The sequence below is a fragment of the Streptomyces inhibens genome, from assembly GCF_022221585.1.
GTDB classification, from domain to species: domain Bacteria; phylum Actinomycetota; class Actinomycetes; order Streptomycetales; family Streptomycetaceae; genus Streptomyces; species Streptomyces inhibens.
In genome coordinates this window covers 9614881-9629868 of record NZ_CP084681.1, presented here as the reverse complement: position 1 = coordinate 9629868, position 14988 = coordinate 9614881, and the positions used below count along the sequence as shown (strand labels likewise).

The 14988-nt window shown below is 66.8% G+C and carries 13 protein-coding genes and 1 pseudogene; 6 read left to right on the top strand and 8 right to left on the bottom strand.

Annotated features, from left to right (window positions below; all coding sequences use genetic code 11):
- Positions 1-158: 158 nt before the first annotated feature.
- From KI385_RS43415 to KI385_RS43405, 3 genes are all read right to left on the bottom strand, one after another.
- Entirely contained in the window at positions 159-1166 is a 1008-nt protein-coding gene (locus tag KI385_RS43415; protein WP_238577468.1) for a sugar phosphate isomerase/epimerase family protein, read from the bottom strand.
- 544 nt (positions 1167-1710) lie between these two features.
- On the bottom strand, positions 1711-2601 hold the full coding sequence (locus tag KI385_RS43410; RefSeq protein WP_238577467.1) for a hypothetical protein: 891 nt from the start codon (positions 2599-2601) through the stop codon (positions 1711-1713).
- Between the two features lie 11 nt (positions 2602-2612).
- The gene (locus tag KI385_RS43405) at positions 2613-3464 is read right to left on the bottom strand and encodes a papain-like cysteine protease family protein (RefSeq protein ID WP_238577466.1); all 852 of its coding nucleotides are present in this window, start codon (positions 3462-3464) and stop codon (positions 2613-2615) included.
- Positions 3465-4116: 652 nt separating this feature from the next.
- On the opposite strand from KI385_RS43405, the gene KI385_RS43400 reads away from it, so the two are divergent.
- Together KI385_RS43400 and KI385_RS43395 are read left to right on the top strand one after the other, a co-directional pair.
- Positions 4117-5382, top strand: coding sequence for an alpha/beta hydrolase family protein (locus KI385_RS43400; protein ID WP_238577465.1), 1266 nt, complete (start codon positions 4117-4119; stop codon positions 5380-5382).
- A 139-nt stretch (positions 5383-5521) separates the two neighbouring features.
- A complete protein-coding gene (locus KI385_RS43395; protein WP_238577464.1) occupies positions 5522-7093 on the top strand; it encodes a DUF5722 domain-containing protein in 1572 nt (523 codons plus the stop codon).
- Positions 7094-7157: 64 nt separating this feature from the next.
- On the opposite strand, the gene KI385_RS43390 is transcribed toward KI385_RS43395, so the two are convergent.
- Positions 7158-7421, bottom strand: a complete 264-nt coding sequence (locus KI385_RS43390) for a PLD nuclease N-terminal domain-containing protein (protein ID WP_238577463.1) — start codon at positions 7419-7421, stop codon at positions 7158-7160.
- A 755-nt stretch (positions 7422-8176) separates the two neighbouring features.
- Positions 8177-9130 (bottom strand): sensor histidine kinase, encoded by a 954-nt coding sequence (locus tag KI385_RS43375; RefSeq protein ID WP_238577462.1) that lies wholly within the window; start codon positions 9128-9130, stop codon positions 8177-8179.
- Between KI385_RS43375 and KI385_RS44875 the strand changes: the two are divergent.
- Positions 9060-9859 (top strand): annotated as a pseudogene (locus KI385_RS44875) (Tn3 family transposase). The gene KI385_RS43375 and the pseudogene KI385_RS44875 overlap by 71 nt on opposite strands.
- Positions 9860-10178: 319 nt before the next feature.
- Complete coding sequence (locus KI385_RS43360; protein WP_238577460.1) at positions 10179-10505, top strand: hypothetical protein; 327 nt, start codon at positions 10179-10181, stop codon at positions 10503-10505.
- A 108-nt stretch (positions 10506-10613) separates the two neighbouring features.
- Here KI385_RS43360 and KI385_RS43355 read toward each other — a convergent pair whose 3' ends face one another.
- Positions 10614-11054, bottom strand: a complete 441-nt coding sequence (locus tag KI385_RS43355; RefSeq protein WP_238577459.1) for a site-specific integrase — start codon at positions 11052-11054, stop codon at positions 10614-10616.
- Positions 11055-11060: 6 nt separating this feature from the next.
- Here KI385_RS43355 and KI385_RS43350 point away from each other — a divergent pair, with 6 nt between their 5' ends.
- A complete protein-coding gene (locus tag KI385_RS43350; protein WP_238577458.1) occupies positions 11061-11309 on the top strand; it encodes a site-specific integrase in 249 nt (82 codons plus the stop codon).
- 46 nt (positions 11310-11355) lie between these two features.
- Here KI385_RS43350 and KI385_RS43345 read toward each other — a convergent pair whose 3' ends face one another.
- Positions 11356-12192, bottom strand: coding sequence for a hypothetical protein (locus tag KI385_RS43345; RefSeq protein ID WP_238577456.1), 837 nt, complete (start codon positions 12190-12192; stop codon positions 11356-11358).
- 533 nt (positions 12193-12725) lie between these two features.
- Here KI385_RS43345 and KI385_RS43340 point away from each other — a divergent pair.
- Positions 12726-13484, top strand: coding sequence for a hypothetical protein (locus KI385_RS43340; protein WP_238577455.1), 759 nt, complete (start codon positions 12726-12728; stop codon positions 13482-13484).
- A gap of 238 nt (positions 13485-13722) precedes the next feature.
- Here the strand turns inward: KI385_RS43340 and KI385_RS43335 are convergent, their stop codons facing one another.
- Positions 13723-14988 carry an MFS transporter gene (locus tag KI385_RS43335; RefSeq protein WP_238577454.1) on the bottom strand — a complete coding sequence of 422 codons (1266 nt, stop codon included), beginning with the start codon at positions 14986-14988 and terminating at the stop codon, positions 13723-13725.

The window sequence follows — 14988 nt, the reverse complement described above, 5'->3', positions numbered from 1 at the left end:
GGTATGGGCGAGGTGATCACCGCGGCATCGTGCCCCGGCCCTGCGCCGCACAGAACCCGTTACCGGTACCACCCATCAACTCGGCGACCTACACGGTCGCAGCACCAGCTCCCGGGGAGAGGCGGTCGGGAGGGGATCTGGCGGAGGGCTGGCGGGTGTCAGGTGAGGATGAGCGGGCGCAGGGTGCGGTGGGCGATGCGCAGGCCGTCTTTGACCTTCTCCTCATCGCCGCTCCAGACGGGGTCCTCGTGTTCGACGGAGAGCACGCCGGTGAAGCCGCCCTCGTAGAGGGTGTCGACGATGCGACGCCAGTCGATGTCGCCGAGGCCGGGGATGCGGTGCCGCCACCAGCCGTTGTCCCACGGGCCGTCGCGCTCGACGCTGTCGGCGATGTGCCGCCAGTCGACGTCACCGGAACCGGGGATGCGGTGCGGCCACCAGCTGTTGTCCCACGGGTCGTCGCGCTCGATGCTCTTGCCGAAGACGCCGTGGCGGTTGCGGCGCACCGGGTCGAGCTGGGTGTCCATGGCCCGCGCGTGCGGGATGTGGTCGACGTACGGGCGGAGCGTCTCGACGGGGTCAATGCCTTGCCAGATCAGGTGCGAGGGGTTGTAGTTGAGGTAGAGGCCGAGTGAGAACATCCATTCCCACAGCTCTGGGGAGTAGGCGAGGTTGCCCGGGTAGCCGTCCGGGTGCCAGTCCGCCATCAGACAGTTCTCGATGATGATCTTCACGTCGCGTTCGCCTGCGTAGTCGACGAGTTGCGGTAGCTCCTTCTCTGCCAGTGCGGTGTTCTCCTTGACCGTGCGGCCGGGGTCGCGGCCGACGAAGGTGCCGACGTACGGGACGCCTAGGAGTGCCGCGGCATCGATGTTGTGGCGTACGTGCGCGGCGATCTCGGCGCGGCGGTGGTCATCAGGGTGCAGGTTGTTCTCGTAGTACGCGAAGGCCGACAGTTCGAGGCCGTGCCGGTCGAAGAGCGCGCGCACACGGTCGGCGTCGGCCTCGCCGAAGCGGGCCACGTCGAGGTGGGCGGCCGCCGAGTCGCGAGAACCGACGGGCCAGGTGGCCACTTCCAGCGCGTGGTAGTCGTGTTCTGCGGCCCAGACCGCGATCTCGTCGAGCGACAGGCCGGGCAGGCATGCGGTGAGGAAACCGAGTCTCATCTGGTCAGTTCACCTTCGTTCAGGGTCGGATGCGGATGGTGGCGAGCACCACCTCGGTGAGCGCCGCAGCGCGGGCGGTGTCGTAGAACGTGGGACATGTATGGGGCCGTCGTCGTCGCGCACGGCTGCGTGGCCTCGCAGACACCGTCGGCGAAGCAGTCGTCGCAGCCCATGGCATGTCCGGTGGGGAGCACGGAGAGCGGTCACAGCGTCGGAGAGGACGGTGGCGTCGCGCGGCAGGGGCTCGGTGGACCGGTGGGTGCCGGCGGGTGCCGGCGGGTGCCGGCGGGTGCCGGCGGGTGCCGGCGGGTGCCGGCGGCGAGGGTCGTCCGGGTTCTCCGCCGGGCGGGGACGCCGGGCGGGGCGTCAGCCAGTCGTTGGATCCCTTCCATGACCGTCGGCGTGCGGTTGGTGAAGTGGCCTACAGGTAGCGGCGTTTCATGGGAGGGGCGCCGGACTCCGTTGATGGGAATCCGGCGCCTGAATCCTCCTCAGTGGGGGTTGGCTGGGGTTCGTAAGAGAACACCCAGGTCAGTGTGGCCCGTCAGCTCACCTGCGACCGCTTGCGGTTGCGGAGGCGTACGGCGATGGCGCCGCCGGCAAGCGCGACCGCCACCACTCCCGAGGCGCCGAATTGCAGGGGAGCCGAGGACGAAGATGCTGGCGTGGACGGAGATGACGGTGGGGACGCCGGACCGAATCCGCCGGCCAGTCCTTTGCGGTCATACGCGGATCCCGGCATCTTGTCCGCGTAGCGGCTGTGTACCAGCTTCTGGTAGGCGGCGAGCGTCACCGTCCGCTTGCCTCCCAGTCCCGAGGCCGCTTCCCGGTTGAGCGGTTCGACGATGTCGTTCTTCAGGCGGTACCAGGCGTGGATCTGCGGCTCGGTGAAGACCTTCGAGCGGTCCGTGGTCTGTTCGCCGTAGGTGAGATCGCTGTCGCCGTTGCGCACGCCCATCAGGTGCCAACTTCCGCCGCTGCCACCGCTCTTGGCGGTGGAGGAGAGCAGGACCGTGGCCTTGTGCCCGCTGGCGTCGTTCGCCCGGGAGGCCAGGTACGACAGGCGTGTCACGTTGCCCGCGGTGGGCTTCGTTTTCCCGGTGACGAATTCGGGTGCGAGCTCGTACAGCGCGATCGGGTCCTTCAAGCTCAACGCCTGCTGGTCATTGTGTGCCCCAGGCGCCATCGGCGCCGCCGCACTCGAGCCGCCGTCGGCGCCGGCGTTCGCCGTCGCGCCGAGGAATCGGGAGACCGCGGTGTGCACATGCGCGGTCTTGAGCACCTTCCGTGCGCCCTCGTAGTCGGGAATACCGCTCGGGCCATCGGCCGCCTGTGCCGGGCCGCACAAGGCGGTGGAGAGCAGGGTCGCCGCCGCGCCGAGGGTAAGTGCGAGACGAGTAGCACTTTGCTGTAGAGAAGTTTTCTTGCTGCGCATTTCTACCCGCCTTACTTGTGTATCCCGATGCGAGAGTGGGTCCATTGGAACCTTGAGTTGCTGACGTAGTCGTTGTAGTTCCACCAGGTGTAGGTCTGCGTGGTCTTCCAGGGGTCACCGACCGCGATCATTTGTGATGACGGGTCGTAGCCGTAGATGACGTTCATGTGGCCGCCGCCGGAATTCCATCCGATACGGACGGCGAAAGGGCGTTTGCCGTCGATCTCCTTGCCTGTCTCCGAGAAGGAGGCACTGCGGTCGAGGCCGGATCCGGTGTCGCTCAGGCCGATGTTGGCCAGGCCGTTGGCTACGTCGTCGAGCGTGGCGGGCTGGTTGTCGCAGCTGAGGTTGCCGTTCTGGGCGGCAAGCCGGCAGAAGTCCTGCTGGCTGTACTGGTTGAAACCCCAGTACTTGGCGATGGTCAGGCCGCTGGCGTCCCAGCACCACTGGTCCTGAACCTGCTTCTGCATGTCTATCTTGAGGGCCGCGCGCTGGCTGGGCTTGGGATGCCGGGACGAGCAGGCCGGCAGGCTGTCGGTGTTTCCTTTGATGAACGCGTTGGCTATGTAGAAGGATCCGGAGTCCGACCAGATCCAGCGGGTGTCGTTCTCCACGGCCTCGCCCTGGACGCGGCAGGTCATCGAGACCTTGCTGCCGACCGTGGCCTGACCGACGACGCGGGCGGAAAGGCTGGCCGACGACCTTTCGTTGATGCCGGGGTAGTTGCCTTGACCGCCGGTCACGGTGCCGGTTAGGGAACCGGCCTTGGCGTTGCCACCACTGAGCAGGAACCCTGCGGTGATCGCGATCAACGCGACCACCGTTAATGTTCTCCACAGCGTTTTGAAGCGGGGAAGACGCATATATGGACTCTTTCGAGGTGTGGGGGAATGTATTGCCCAGCCATCGGGCGGATGACGCTGGCGTACGCCGAGTCGCCACCTGGCGAAGCCCCTACGGGGCAGCCGGTGCGCGTTTCATGAAATGCGGTCTGGACCTACCTGTCGGCACTTTTTGTCGTGCGCGCTCTGCTACCGCTTAATTTCGCTGTGCATTCACGCCGCGCGCAGGGCGAGCGACAGCGAACACCAGCGATACCTCCCTGGCCGTCACGCTCGGAATGCGCAGGGGAATTACTACAGCATCTTCTCCGGCTGTTCAAATGACACTCCGTCAATCCTCCCTTAGCTACTGGTGAGTTCGGGGAAATACACAGGATCGCCCACGCCACAGAACCTCTCGCTGACCCAACAAATTGCAGGAACTTGGGCACGTTTGCGCAATTCATGACGTCGCACTGAGTATGGCGCCTTGATACTGACAGTCACCTGGCGGTTGGCTTCTTCTGTGCGGTGCCGTTTCTGAAAACAGACGGAAAGGTAAGTCAACTGTGCGGTAATAAGAACTCTCCGTATAGACAAGGACCTTGGGCTTTGCTGCGGCGAATCACCTATTACGATGAGCATCAACTGATCGTCGTTGAGGCGGCGTTCGTCTCAAGGAGAAGGACTGCCCATGGGGAAACATGCACGAAGGCGCCATCGCCGGTTGGGCGCACGGGTCGCCGGCACCACAGGAGCACTGGCCGTTGCCCTGAGTGCCGGAGTCGGGTCGGCTGCCGCCGCCGGGAAGAGCGCCGGTACGCCCATGACCGCGGCGGCGGCATTGGACGACGTGGCGCAAGCCCCGCACCAGGCGGCGGCGTTGGACGTGCCGCCGGCCCCGGGCCAGCTGACTCTCCCCGCCCCGACCGGGCGCTACCGTGTCGGAACGGTCGACCTCCACCTGCGCGACTCGTCACGCATGGATCCGTGGATGCCCGGGCAGCAACGTGAGTTGATGGTCTCGCTGTGGTACCCGGCCACGCATACCAGTCACTATCCCGCCGCACAGCTGCCGGTCAGCCAGCAGGTACTGCCGGGCGGGGTGACCCTGCCCACCACTGCCGGGCACACCGGCGCCCCGGTTGACCGCAAAGCCGGCAAGCTGCCGGTGGTGCTGTACTCACCCGGGCTGCACGGGCACCGGGGCCAGTCGACTGCACTGGTTCAGGACCTGGCCAGCCGCGGCTACTTGGTCGTCACCATCGACCACACCCACGATTCCGGCGACGTGGTGTTCCCCGGCGGGCGGCATGAGGTGAACTTGATGCCGCCCGGCTCCAAATCGCGCCACACGATCGCCATACGGGCAGCGGACACCCACTTCGTCATCGACCAGCTGGGCAAGATCGCCCGCGGCCACAACCCGGACGTGGAACACAAGCCGCTCCCCCACGGGCTGGCCCAAGCCGCGAGCACGAAACACATCGGGATGTTCGGCGCTTCCCTCGGTGGAGGGTCAGTGGCCGCGGCCATGCATGCGGACTCCAGGATCGACGCCGGCGTGAACCTGGACGGCCAGCTCTTCGGATCGTCGGTCGACAAGCCGCTTGACCGCCCCTTCATGCTGTTCAGTTCCGAACACCACAACCGCAACAGCGATCGGAGCTGGGCACGGTTCTGGAAGCACCTGCACGGCGAGCGGCTCGACCTGAAACTGCGCGGCTCCGGGCACAACTCCTTCGTCGACCACCAGGTCCTCTTCCCCCAGGCACCGGGCGCATTCGGGCTGACCCCGCCCCAACTTGCCCAGATACTCGGCACGATCGACCCCAACCGCTCCATCGAGGTCCAACGCACCTACCTCGCGGCCTTCTTCGACAAGCACCTGCGCCACCGGCACAGCCACCTCCTCGACGGCCCCTCACACCATTACCCGGAGATCGACTTCATCCGCTGAACCGACCGGGGTCACCGCCGTCGCACAGTGCACAGCGCGGCGGCATACCGCAGCCGTACACCCGCACCGCACACTGCACCTGCGGCAGATGCCCGGCGGACGGGACGGTTCACCACGACACCACACGCTGAGGAGAATCATGGCCAGAGCAGCCCGGTATCTCGCGGCCCTCGTGCTACTCGTCTCCGCCCTTGTCCTTCCTGAGGCTCTCCAGCCCACTGCCGGTGCCGAGCGGGCCCCGCTGCCGTACCCGACGCGCTCCGACTACCGCATCAAGGGCATCCAGCCGGACTTCTGGCCCAACAAGGACGAGATCTCCGGCAACAACGCCGGCGGCGTGTCCATGAACCTCGTCTGGGCGGCCTGGGAGCCAAGCGCCACAACAGCACCCTGCACCGCCGGTGAGCAGGAATTCGACGGTCACTGCTTCACCATCCGGCCCGAGGTGGACTCGGCCATTAAGGAGTGGACCGACCGGGGCCTGGTGGTCACCGCCATCGTCTACGGCACGCCCACCTGGGCCCGCCAAGGCAGTCCTTGCGATCCCCCACCCGGCTACGAAGTGTTCTGCGTACCTGACAATCCGGCCGACTTCGGACGATTCGCCGGAATGCTGGCCCAACGTTACGACGGACTCCACGGGCACGGCCGGATCGCCGACTTCGTGATCGACAACGAGGTCAACACCAACACCTGGTTCAACATCGGCTGCGGCCGAGGAAAACCCTGCGACACCACGCAATGGCTCGATCAGATCGCCGCCAACTACAACGCCGCCTACGACCGCATCACCGCCCAGCAGCCCACCGCCAAGGTACTGACCTCGCTGGAGCACCGCTTCGGTACGGCCTACGACCAGCCATCCGGCAACGACGCGACACTGTCCGGCATGACCGTGCTCAAGGGCCTGGCCGCCCGGGCAGGATCACGTCAGTGGCGGGTCGCCTTCCACCCTTACGCCCCAGACCTGTTCAAGCCCGCCCTCTCCACCGATGACTTCCCCAAGGTCACCTATGGCAACATCGGCGTGGTGGTGGGCTGGCTGCGCCAGCAGTTCCCGGACACGCCCTCCGCCTGGACGATCCAGCTCACCGAGAGCGGCATCAACTCCGGAGATCAGTCCAACGAGTCGCAGCAGGCCGCAGCCGTGTGCGACTCCTTCCGCAACGTGCTCGGCACGCCGGACATCGAGAGCTACATCTACCACCGGATGCAGGACGACCCCGGCGAGGGCGGCCTCAGGCTCGGCCTCCGGCGGCAGGACGGCTCGGCCAAACCCGCTTGGTCCACCTGGGCCCTGGCCAACCGCAACGACCTGACCTCACCCCAACTCTCCTGCGGCTTCGAGCACCTGCCCTACACCCTGCTGCGCCGGGGCTACAACCCCGACCGGGGACACATCGCCTCCTCCCGGCTGCTGCCGCCCGGCTTCACCCAGGAGCAGAACTGGAAGCTGCTGCGCCACCAGGCACCCGGCACCACCATGCTCTACGAATGCAAGGTTGGCGGCCACACGCTGCTGACCCGCGACCCCGGCTGCGAAGGCCAGTTCCCCATGGGCCCCGTCGGCTACCTCCACACCACCCAGGTGACCGACTCCGTACCCCTCTACCGCTGCTACATCCCGTCCAGCGGAGACCACCTCGTCTCCAGCGCCGCCGACTGCGAAGGCCACACCAGGGAGTCCCTCCTCGGCTACGCCTTCCCCTAACCCCTCTCAGCAGGGCCGGGGCCAGCTAGGGGCGCGCGCCCTGCGGCCCGCTGGCGCAGGGTGATCAAGTGTTCTGGCGCGGGGTGAGTCGACGCCGGCCGATCAGGAACCACAGCAGGCTTCCCAGGAAGGGCGCGACGAAGGCGAACACCAGCCGGACCAGCTTCATTCCGCCATCCATCCGAGCCCTCACGATGCTGACCAGAGCACCGACGAACAGCACGACGTAGGCGGCCGACAGAGCGATCAGTATGCCGGCGCCCGTGAGGCTCAAGGCGCGGCCGGAGAGAGCTAGGAGGTGATGCTGACCTGCGAGAACGGTGTGCATGACGAGATGACGACCTTCGTGTGAGGTGGCAAGGGGACGTGCGGCACTCGGGCACCGCCGGTCTCCGCTGCAGTGTGCGGTTCGTGTATGGGCCGCCCGGGCGGTGGGCACACCAGAATCTATGTCGGCGTTGACCAGGAAATGTTCACCCGCAGTACGGTCCCGCCCAACGTGGCCGTCAGCCGCGGGGGGGGGGGAGGGACCTCCTACTCAAGGAGTGCGCGAGCAGGGTGATCACAACCGCTGCGCTGCCACGTCTGCCGCTCCCCCTTCTACGACGAAGCCGGTAACGGTCGCGGAGCAACCCGGCGACGTACACCGGGGTCCCCGACCCGATCCACAAGGCGTTCGCGAAGGCCAACGATGTCAAGACGGCGCTGTTCAGCGCCACTTTGAGGGCGTCTGTCCCGTGCCCCGGCGCCGACGTCCTGTACACCGACCGCGCGATGATGGCCGGCACCGCCACCGCCTGCGAGGAGTGCGAGGGGAAGCGGCCCAGACATCGGTGCTGGGTCACCCCTCGGCAACCGCGACATCAGCGAGGTTACTCGCGATATCGCTGGCTGAGGCCGAGGGGTCGTCGGCGCCGTCGAGGCGCGCACGCCAGCGGCCACAAGATCCGCAGGGGGACGGCCGACGTCGGGCTGGCCGACAACCTCGCCGCCCTCGACGTCGAGCTCGACACAGACGCCTGGCCCGGCTCGACCAGCCAGGTCCGCTGGGTTTCCCACACAACATCGCATGCGATCCCGGCATCACCCAGAACGCCTACGGCGACCGCTGGACCGACATCGACGACCGCCGCTCCACCTACCGCCGCACGGCACACGACGTCCTGTGACCGGCCATGGCCGGTGGACCGGAGCCGGCGCGGCGGCCGCCACCCGGCCCCACGGCGGCACCGGTTCCCACAGGGCGGAGCTCACTGGTCGGCGTTGGCCAACCGCGCCGCGCCAGAAACGGCTCCGTCCCGGTCTCGCTCGCCCGGCTTGCCTGAGACCGGAGCTCCGCCAGGTTCTGTCGTCGAACGCAGGTGTCCCGTCGGAGGGCGGTTGACCGGGTGCCCCGGATGCCGTGCTGGGCGCGGTGGCAGTGTCGGGGGTGAGAGGAAGTTCGGCGACGAAGTGGGCTCCGCCAGCGGGCGCGGGGTCGTTGAGGGTGAGGGCGCCGCGGTGGCGGTGGGCGATTTCGCGGGCGATGGCCAGGCCGAGGCCGGTACCGCCGCTGGTGCGGTTGCGGGAGGCGTCGAGGCGGGTGAAGCGCTCAAAGATCCTTTCGCGGTGCTCGGCCGGAATGCCAGGCCCGTCGTCACATACTTCGATCAGGGCGGTGGCGTCGTGCGTGGAGACGGTGATCAGGACTCGGGTGCGGGCGTGGCGCACGGCGTTGTCGACGAGATTGCGCAGGAGTCGTTCCAGTTGCCGGGCATCGCCGCGGACGGTGACGTTGTCCCCGGCTGGGCAGTCAATCTGGACATGGGTGGGGGCGTGCCGGCGGGCCTGTGTGGCTGCCTTTCGGGTCAGGGCTCCCAGTTCGACGGGGTGGGTGATGGGCGGTGTGCGGTTGTCAAGGTCGGCGAGCAGGAGCAGGTCATCGGTGAGTTGCTCAAGGCGTTCAGCGTCGCTGAGGGTGCCGCGGATGACGTCGGGCCAGTTCGTCCGGTCGGTGGACGTCGACCGGCAGTACACCGACACCCACGGCGCGTCCATCGTCGGGTTCGCCTTCGCGCACATGCTCGACTTCAAGCTGATGCCGAGGCTGAAGAACATCGGCTCCGCGAAGCTGTACCGGCCGGCCGCCAGGGAGGACGACAACTGGCCGAACCTGGGCCCGGTCCTCTCCACCAAGACGATCGACTGGGACCTGATCGCCCAGCAGTACGACCAGATCGTGAAGTACACCACCGCCCTGCGCCTGGGCACCGCCGAGGCTGAGCAGGTCCTGCGCCGGTTCACCCGCGGCGGCCCCAAGCACCCGACGTACCGGGCGATCGAAGAACTTGGACGGGCGGTGCGGACCTCGTTTGTCTGCGACTACCTCGCCGACGTCGAGATCGCCAGGAGATCCACGAGGGATTGCAGGTGGTGGAGAACTGGAACTCCGCGAACAAGGACCTCTTCTACGGCAAGGACAGCGACCTGGCCGGTTCGGACAAGGAGTCCCAGGAGGTCAGCATGCTCGCGCTGCACCTGCTCCAGTCCGCACTGGTGCACGTCAACACACTGCTGATGCAGGAGGTCCTGGCCGATCCGAAGTGGGCGGACAAGCTCACCGACGCAGACCGGCGGGCGCCGTCGCCGCTGTTCTGGACCCACGTGAATCCGTACGGCCGGTTCGAGCTGGACATGAACAGCCGCCTCGATCCGGACCTGTCCATCCGGGCCACGGTGCCCGGCCCGCGCACCCCGCAGGGGGCGGCAACCACAGCTCCGGCGTAGCACCCGGGCCCGGGAATCGGCCCGTGGCGCGGGCCCACGCCATGTCCCGATTCCCGGGCCGCCGCCGGGCGGATTCCCGGAACATGGCACATTGGCCACTCTCCGTCCACGAATCGCGGGCCTCAATCCCGCGAGACCGGGGCCGGCATGGGCAGGACGGGGATCTGCGGCTCCTCCCGGGCGAGGAGCCGAGCATCGTGTCACTGTTCCTGCTTTCAAGCCAACTTGAAGCTGTCTCGTTGTCGCCATTCCCCCTCGCCGCTCAGACTGTCATCGGTCACTACTGGGGTGGCCCTGGCAAGCCGGACGGAGCGGGGCAATGGCGTTCTTGGACGTGTCGAAGATCGATCGTCGTGTGCGGGATGAGGTGAAAAAGCGGGGCTTGTTCCTCGTCTCACCCGACGAGATGCCTGGCGGAGTGGACGTCTTCGTCTTCGTGTGTACCGACCCGAACCCGAAAGACTGCGGGTTCACCAGGGTGGGGCAGGTGGTCGGGACCGGGACGTCGGGCAATTTCTGCAACCCTTACGTGATGGACGGTGTGCGTACGGAGCAGGCGGTGTCGCTCACGAAGATCCGGGGGTTCTTCGCGAGCTGGGAAGACGGGATCAAGGCTGTGCTCGTTGCGTACGACGAGTGGCACTGACGTGAACCACGTGTAGGTAGTTGAGGCTCTGCACTGGGGCAGGATCGTCCGATGACAGGGGCTCAACTCGGGGGCAACCACGCGCCGCACGGGTCGGAATCGCCTGAGTCATACCAGCACAACGGGGTACCGCGCGTTAGCGTTAACCGCTGCACCAGCACCAAGGTCGTGCTGGTGTTCGCCGTGCTCCCACCGTCCCGGCGCAGCGCCTCGCCAGCACAACACCATGCTGACACCGTGGCGCAACTGGTGGGCGTAGAACGCGGACAGCGCCGACAGCTTGCGGTTGACCGTGGACGCGCTGACGTGCGGCTCCACCGAGGGCAGCACCGCGATCTGCCCCTTGCGACCCGACGGCGGCAGCTGCAGCCAGACGACGTACTCACCCAGGTCCTCCAGGCGGACCTCACGCCAGTCCAGGCCACGGCGGGCCAGGAACGTCCAGTAGTCCTTGAGGTCCCGGTCCGCGCCTGGCGCGCCTGGAAGGAGGAGGCCGGCCTCACCGGCCCGGACGGCTTCGCCTACCGGCCCCTGCACCCGCGCTGACACACCGTCATGGACGGCGGCCTCGACCCGGAGACCATCGGCGACGTCATCACCCGGCTCGACAAATGGGCCGACCTCAACTTCAGGCCCACCGGCCACTCACCCCGCCGGGGCCTGGCCACCAGCTCCAAGCGCGCCGGAAACGACCGCAAGGAGATCGCCAAGCAGGGCGGATGGGCCGACAACTCCGCCGCCATGGAGGGCTACTTCGAGGACGGCGACGGGTGGGAGGACAACACCCTGATCGGAGTGCTGTAGGGCACCGTCGCCCCCCGTGGCGGGAGTTGACCGGCCGGCTTCCTCCCTACGTGCAATTAAGCTGCGCAGGAAGGGAGGGGAAGGCCTCTTTGAATCGATCCGCTTGGGCGCAAGCGAAGTTGTACGCAGCTGCAGGTGTCTCCGAAGCGGAGTTCTTGAGGAGTTGCTCGGTCCTCTTCTTGATATCCGCCAGGACCTGCCCCACTGTCTGCGGATTCTTCACCACCTGCTCGCCAACCATCCAGATGGCTCGGCCGCAGGTAACTATTTTTCCTGGACCTGGGGTGTTTTCAGTTAGGTCTGGGGTTCTTTCGGCGGCGCTGGCTACCAATTTCATGGTCTCGCCGGTTTGGGAATTCTTCACCCACGCTTGCATCGTGTTGGTCCACGACGTGACCTGGTAAGCGTCGTTCAGCGCCCCCGTGAGCGGATACAGTTTTTCGACGCATTTACCTACCTGCTCCGCTGCCGGCGGCACATTGATCTGACCCTGGTCAGCGGCCGGGTTGTTCTGTTGATTTCCTTGGATCGTGCCCGTCTTGCCGCAGTAGCCGCCGCTCGGAGTGTCGGCCCAAAGCCCTCCCGCCTTCTCGCATACGCGTTGACCTGTTATCCCGCCAGTACCGTTACCAGGTTGCTTGACGGTGTCACTGGGCTGGTTTCCCGTATTGATCCCGCCGCCGTTGTCCGTGGTGCCGTTGGGGGTGGTGTTGGTGCCCTGGTGGGTGGTGTCGGTGCCCGAACTTGTGTCGCTTCCGCTGTTGTTGGGGGAAGTCGAAGAAGCGGAGCCGCCGGAAGTCTGATCGTTGCCTCCCGAGGAGTTCGGATCCTGCTGGGCTGGCAGCTGGACCGATATGTCTGGGGGCGACTCGGAGGCTGCCATAGCGGTGGTGGCTCCTGCGGAGATGAGGATCCCAGCGCTGATGCAAGATGCGCAAATAATCCGGTGAGTTCTCCGCCGGGCAGTGGTAATCATGAGGATGTCCCTGTGCGCGTAATGCAGGCGTTTAATGCGATGTGCTTTGCCTCTCGGGGGCTCAGCAATTTGAAACGGCGACAACTCGTGGCAGCCGGCCCTGAAAATGGACGGACAGCGCCAGGTCGCATACCACCCATACTTCACCTGCCGCTGGTCCCCTGCAACTGGCCATGGCCCCGTGCGGCACCAAGCTGAATGGTGAAAAGCCAACCTCTTTGGCATGCCCGATTCGGGCGTAGTGCGACAGTCCTGCAACCTGACGGGCCGCCAATTCCATTCAAAGAAGCCGGAATGGTTCGGGAAGGCTTTGTCTGGGCACTCTCGGCGTCGCGTCAGCTCGTACGCTGATCCGCTCGTACGCCCACCCTCCGCCTCATCCACGAGGTAACAGGCAGGAGTCAGACGCGGTGAACACTCCGTCTCCCGAAGCATCGAACATGATCGTCTTCTACCCGACGACCCTCAAGGACGGGCGGGAACTTTATACACGGCACCGTGAGCCGGATCTTTGGTGCTGCCACCACCACACCCCGGCGCTCGACCACGCTACCTACCGCAGGGCCGTCTGCGTGCACGAGGCCGGCCACACCGTAGTGGCCCTGGAATCCGGGATGCACATCAAGTCCGTCAGCGTCTCGGAGTCGGAGGGGGACATCGGCTGTGGACTGAGAGCAGAGTTCGAGGGGACGACGACCCCCGGTCCCTATGAGCTGTTGCGTTCGTCCGTGATCAAGATGTGGGGAGCCGGGGAGCGGGCCGAGCAGCGCTGGCTCCGGGAGAACGGCTTGTGGACGGAAGATCGCGGATGGGCTGCAGAGCTGGGCGCCCTGGGCGACCGCCAGCAGGCCATCCCCGAGCTGGAGGCGTGGCTCGGGACCACAGATGAGGGAACCGTACTGATGAACTACGCCGAACTCGGAGACCAGGTCGAGCAAGTCCTCGATCGGAACTGGGTGGCAGTGTTGGCCGTGGCCGAAGCGCTGGACGCGGCGGGCGAGCTGACGGGGGACGAGGCCGCCGCGCTCGCGGGCATGCCGAACCCGTCGGAGGCGGTCGTGGCGTGCCCTGGGCTGGCTGATGCCGGCAAGGCACCGTGGGACGAATCTACGAACACGGCCCGGTGCTCGTATAGCTGCCGCCAGCAGAAAACTGTGAGCAACTGGCATGGTCAGAGACCTGACCGACCGTCGCGGTAAACCGCGCATTTACCGCGACAGGCCGCGGATAGACCCGTCACTCTCCGGTACATGTCCGCCTGCCGTAGTGAGCTGAACGCCCCTGCGCTGACCCTGGAACTTCACGGACGAGGCGGTCCGTTGGCTGCTCAACGCTACGGCTCCAGCAACATGCGCTGGCCGTGTCGCCACTCCCTGAAGGGGCCGCACTGTCCTCTGACCTGCGGCGCGCCCGTTACTCAACGTTCGGCGAGAACGCTCAGGCTTCGCTGCGAGAGGTCATCTTGGTGGCGGGGTCCGGGGCGCTGTGTCGTGTGAACGCCCACAGCACGAGCCCGAGGCAGCTGAACGCGGCACCCAGTGCGCATACGGCGCCCCAGCCGGCCACCGTGTAGAGGGAGGTCGCGGCGATGGCGCCGGTGGCGCTGCCGGTCGAGTAGAAGACCATGTATCCGCCGATCAGCCGGCTGCCCGCGTCCGGGTGCAGCGCGTAGATCAGGGTTTGGTTGGTGACATGGACCGCCTGCACGGCGAGGTCGAGAAGGATCACCCCGACGACCAGGGCCCAGAGCGAGCTGCGGGTGAAGGCCAAGGGCAGCCACGAGGCGGCGAGCAGTGCCAGGGCGATGCCGGTGGTCCGCCGGGAGAGTCCGCGGTCGTTCAGGCGGCCCGCCACGGTCGCGGCCAGGGCGCCAGCGACACCGATCAGCCCCAGCGCCCCGATCGCGCTGTGGGGCAGGAAGTACGGGGCCTCGCTGAGCGGCAGCGCGACGCTGCTCCACAGGGTGCTGAAGGCGGCGAAGATCAGCAGACCGAACAGGGCCCGGAGCCGCAGCAGTCGTTCCCGTGCGAACAGGGTGATCGTGGAGCGCAGGAGCTGTCCGTAGCGCAGGGTTGTCGGCGGAGCGTCACTGTGGCGCGGCAGCACTCGGTACAGGACCAGGGCGAGCAGAGCGGTGAGCGACGCCGAGGCGAGGTAGACGGAGCGCCAGCCCGCGAGATCGGCCATGAGGCCGGATGCGGTGCGGGCGAGCAGGATTCCGATGACCACGCCGCTGGTGACCAGACCGACGACCCGTCCGCGCCCGGCGGGAGGGGCCAGTGATGCCGCGAAGGCCACCAGCGTCTGCGTGACGACCGCGAGAAGCCCCATCGCGGCCATGCCCGCGAGCAGGATCGCCGCCGTGTGGGCGGCGGCTACCACGGTCAGCGCCACCACCAGGAGCAGCAACTGGGCCACGATGAGCCGTCTGCGGTCGGCCACGTCGCCCAGCGGCACGAGGAAGAAGAGTCCCAGCCCGTATCCGACATGCGTGAGGGTGACCACGCTGCCGACAAGTGCCGGGCTCATGGCGAGGTCGTGGCCCATGGTCACCAGGAGCGGCTGGGAGAAGTAGACGTTGGCCACAGCGGCCCCGCAGGCAACGGCGAACAGTATGACGACGCCACGGGACAGGACGAACGCGGAACCTTCCCCGCTTCGGGCATCGGTCCGTCGTGTCACAGCCTCACCGTTGCCGGGCAT

Coding starts and splice junctions, on each gene's coding strand:
- KI385_RS43405 (WP_238577466.1), bottom strand. CDS start 3,464: ATGCGTCTTCCCCGCTTCAAAACGCTGTGGAGAACATTAACGGTGGTC.
- KI385_RS43400 (WP_238577465.1), top strand. CDS start 4,117: ATGGGGAAACATGCACGAAGGCGCCATCGCCGGTTGGGCGCACGGGTC.
- KI385_RS43345 (WP_238577456.1), bottom strand. CDS start 12,192: ATGGCAGCCTCCGAGTCGCCCCCAGACATATCGGTCCAGCTGCCAGCC.
- KI385_RS43410 (WP_238577467.1), bottom strand. CDS start 2,601: ATGCGCAGCAAGAAAACTTCTCTACAGCAAAGTGCTACTCGTCTCGCA.
- KI385_RS43375 (WP_238577462.1), bottom strand. CDS start 9,130: ATGGACGCGCCGTGGGTGTCGGTGTACTGCCGGTCGACGTCCACCGAC.
- KI385_RS43335 (WP_238577454.1), bottom strand. CDS start 14,988: ATGCCCGGCAACGGTGAGGCTGTGACACGACGGACCGATGCCCGAAGC.
- KI385_RS43395 (WP_238577464.1), top strand. CDS start 5,522: ATGGCCAGAGCAGCCCGGTATCTCGCGGCCCTCGTGCTACTCGTCTCC.
- KI385_RS43390 (WP_238577463.1), bottom strand. CDS start 7,421: ATGCACACCGTTCTCGCAGGTCAGCATCACCTCCTAGCTCTCTCCGGC.
- KI385_RS43415 (WP_238577468.1), bottom strand. CDS start 1,166: ATGAGACTCGGTTTCCTCACCGCATGCCTGCCCGGCCTGTCGCTCGAC.
- KI385_RS43360 (WP_238577460.1), top strand. CDS start 10,179: ATGGCGTTCTTGGACGTGTCGAAGATCGATCGTCGTGTGCGGGATGAG.
- KI385_RS43340 (WP_238577455.1), top strand. CDS start 12,726: ATGATCGTCTTCTACCCGACGACCCTCAAGGACGGGCGGGAACTTTAT.
- KI385_RS43350 (WP_238577458.1), top strand. CDS start 11,061: ATGGACGGCGGCCTCGACCCGGAGACCATCGGCGACGTCATCACCCGG.